The following is a 3,149-nucleotide window of genomic DNA, read 5'->3' as shown; positions in this document are numbered from 1 at the left end:
GCCGGCCCGGCGAACCGGACGCCGGCCCGGGGACGCCTGGCGGGCGTCCGCCGGGGCGCCCGGGCGGGCCGCGTCCGGAGCGGCCCGCCGGGTGTGCGTGACGGTCATGAGGTGGCCTTGTCGTAGATCACCGCGATCTTCCCGGTGTCCTTGGCGAACAGATCGGAGTCGACCGCGGGCCAGCCGCCCAGGTCGTCGATCGTCCACAGCCGCTTCGGGTCGGGGAACTTCGCGGCGAACTCCTTGGCCACACCGGCGTCCACCGGACGGAAGCCGGCCTCGGCCCAGAGCCGCTGCGCGGCCGGCGTGTAGAGATAGTCGCGGAACGCCTCGGCGGACTGCAGGTTCTTGCTGCCCTTCAGCACCGCGACCGGGTTCTCGATCTTGAAGGTGCTCGGCGGGGTGACGTGCTCCACCGGATCGCCCTCGCCCTCGATGAACAGCGCCTCGTTCTCGTAGCTGAGCAGCACGTCGCCGGTGCCCTGCAAGAAGGTCTCGGTGGCTTCGCGTCCGGACTTCGGCTGCACCTTGATGTGGTCGCTGACCAGCTTGGAGATGTAGGCCAGCCCGGCGTCGGCATTCTTGCCGCCCTCGCTCTTGGTGGCATACGGGGCGAGCAGGTTCCACTTCGCCGAACCCGACGAGAACGGGTTGGGGGTGACCACCTCGATGCCCGGCTTGAGCAGGTCGTCCCAGTCCTTGATGCCCTTCGGGTTGCCCTTGCGGACGACGATGGTGACCACCGAGCCGAACGGAATTCCCTTGTGCTCGCCGGCCGCCCAGTTCGCGTCGACCAGGCCGGCGTCCACCAGCCGGGTGATGTCGGGCGTGACCGAGAAGTTCACGATGTCGGCCTCGGCTCCGGAGGCCACCTTGCGGGACTGATCGCCGGAGGCGCCGTAGGACTGCTGGAAGTCGATGCCGGCGCCCTGCTCGGTCTTGACGAAGGCGGGAATCACCTTGTCGAAACCGACCTTCGGAACGGCGTAGGCATAGAGGTTGAGCACCTTCGACTGCCCGGCCGGGGCAGAACCGGTGGCGCCCGCGACATCGCTGGCCCCACCCCCGGCGCAGCCGGTCATCGCCAGGGCGACGGTTGCCGCGAGGGCGGTGAGGACGGCTCTGCGTGAGTGGGTCATCAGACAACTCCTTCTCGTTCGCCCGGACGCGCGGTGCTCGCGGGCCTTATCCCTTCATCTCCTCTGGGATTAATAGGAATTCTGATCCTGACGCGATCCCCCGTCAAGTCGTCTCAAGAATCGGACGGACGCCGGGCATCGGCCGTTGTGGCGACCGGATCGCCCGGTCACAGAACAGCAACGAGCGGGCGGAGTCTTCGCTCCACCCGCTCGCCCACTCGGCCTTGATGTCGCCAGACACCCGAGAGGAACCGTCGATCATCGCCGGTCGCCGGTCGCCGGTCGAACCCCGCCGCCAGGGAGGCCTCGACCGGCTCGACCGACGACGATCAGCGCCTCTTCGAAGCTCCCCGGGTCAGACCCGGACCGGCTCGGCAGCACGGTCGACGGCACCCAGCGGCACTTCGGCGTCCGGCTCGTGGGTGAACCGGTTGCGCAGGTCGCGGCGCACGATCTCGATCGACCAGGTCCAGATGACGTGACCCAGCGCTTCGGAGAAGTGCTCCTGCCAGGGCTGATCCCAGGGCGCCGGCACGGTGCCCATCGCCGGCATCAGCAGAATGTGGAAGAAGACCCAGACCGCCAGGCCGAAGACGGCCGACTGCCAGAGCTTGATCGACGGCCAGACCTCGGCCACCAGGCAGTAGATCAGGCCGAAGGCGATCGCGAAGCCGAAGTGCACCACGAACGACGAGATCGGCAGGTCCCAGCCGTTGAACTCGATGGTGGCGCGGGAGATCGAGGTCGGGAAGCCGATCTGCTCCAGCAGGGTCTGCGGAGGGTTGACGGCGTTGCGCTCGGGCGTCCGGGGCGGGAAGGGTACCTCCCAGCCGAATTTGACGATGGCCGAGAACGCGCCGGCGATCAGACCGACGAGCGTGGCGACCTTGAACCGGCGGCGGGCCGGGTCCGTGACGTGAAGCATGGAGCCTCCTCAGGCGTGGTGGATGCGAGAGATTCATCGGGCTCATCAACGGAGCCCGTAGTACTACCGAGTGTAGTAGAATCCTTTTCAGACCGCATCCGGCAGCCCGTCCAGCGAGCAGTCCGGTCCGGCCGCGCTCGACAACCGTCCCGAGGAGAAACGATGAGTGGCACCGCAACGATTCATGACGTCGAACTGAAACCGACGAAGCTGGAGCTTCTGGCCGATTGGCTGCCCAGCCAGTCGTGGTTCACCGGCAAGGCGGACGATCTGCAGCGGGTGGCCGCGTACCGGTTCGTCGACCCCGACGGCGAGGTGGGCATCGAGACCCTGCTGATCGCCTCCGGCGGAAAGACCTACCAGGTTCCGCTCACCTATCGCGGCGAGCCCCTGGACGATCAGTTCGCGGTGCTGGTCGGCACCATCGAGCACCCCGACCTCGGCACCCGGTACTGCTACGACGCCACCACCGACCCGGTCTACGTGGCGGAGCTGATCCGGGTGATCCACGAGGCGGACAACGAGGCCGACCTGTCGCGCGGCGAGAAGAGCATGACCGTGGCCGGCAGCGGGATCACGGTGATCTCCAACGCCGCCATGGAGGCCGCCCGGTTGATCCGGGTGCTGGACGGCGAGCACATCCACACCGCGCAGCCGCTCGGCGTGCTCACCGGCACCTGGACCCAGGACGGCACCGAGCGCACCGAGGTCCTGGCCACCATCCGCTGACCCGGGTCCACCGGCCCAGCGCGTCGAGATCGGTGACCGACCATCCGGAGACGGTTCTCCGCACCGTCCCGGAGGGACGTCCTCGCACCGTCGGGGAGCACCGTCCTGAACCGCTCGAGAACCGTCCCCAACCGTTGGGGACGGTTCTCAACCGTTGAGAACCGTCCCCGACCGTTGAGAACCGTCCCCAACCGTTGAGAACCGTCCCCGGTGGTCGAGAACCGTCCCCGGTGGTTGAAGCGGCTGGACGCCGGAGAGCCCGCCGAGGGTCTCGGCGGGCTCTCCGGCGGGTCTCAGTGCGCGGCTCCGTGCCAGGAACGTCCGGTGCCGACCGAGACCTCGAGCGGGACGGTCAG

At 68.2% G+C, this 3,149-nt stretch carries 3 protein-coding genes; 1 reads left to right on the top strand and 2 read right to left on the bottom strand.

The window, feature by feature from the left end:
- Positions 1–104: 104 nt before the first annotated feature.
- Together QM582_RS04985 and QM582_RS04980 are read right to left on the bottom strand one after the other, a co-directional pair.
- On the bottom strand, positions 105–1,139 hold the full coding sequence (locus tag QM582_RS04985) for a sulfate ABC transporter substrate-binding protein (protein WP_415082297.1): 1,035 nt from the start codon (positions 1,137–1,139) through the stop codon (positions 105–107).
- A 355-nt stretch (positions 1,140–1,494) separates the two neighbouring features.
- On the bottom strand, positions 1,495–2,064 hold the full coding sequence (locus QM582_RS04980) for a YagU family protein (RefSeq protein WP_415082295.1): 570 nt from the start codon (positions 2,062–2,064) through the stop codon (positions 1,495–1,497).
- 162 nt (positions 2,065–2,226) lie between these two features.
- Between QM582_RS04980 and QM582_RS04975 the strand changes: the two genes are divergently transcribed.
- Entirely contained in the window at positions 2,227–2,793 is a 567-nt protein-coding gene (locus QM582_RS04975; RefSeq protein WP_415082294.1) for a CG0192-related protein, read from the top strand.
- Positions 2,794–3,149 lie beyond the last annotated feature (356 nt).

This window comes from Micropruina sp. (assembly GCF_047607385.1).
Classification (GTDB): domain Bacteria; phylum Actinomycetota; class Actinomycetes; order Propionibacteriales; family Propionibacteriaceae; genus Micropruina.
The sequence above is the reverse complement of the archived record's forward strand: the minus strand, read 5'-3'. Positions and strand labels throughout refer to the sequence as shown.

Bases quoted from the DNA above. Each gene is read 5' to 3' on its own strand.
- QM582_RS04980 (WP_415082295.1), bottom strand. From the start codon at position 2,064: ATGCTTCACGTCACGGACCCGGCCCGCCGCCGGTTCAAGGTCGCCACG.
- QM582_RS04985 (WP_415082297.1), bottom strand. From the start codon at position 1,139: ATGACCCACTCACGCAGAGCCGTCCTCACCGCCCTCGCGGCAACCGTC.
- QM582_RS04975 (WP_415082294.1), top strand. From the start codon at position 2,227: ATGAGTGGCACCGCAACGATTCATGACGTCGAACTGAAACCGACGAAG.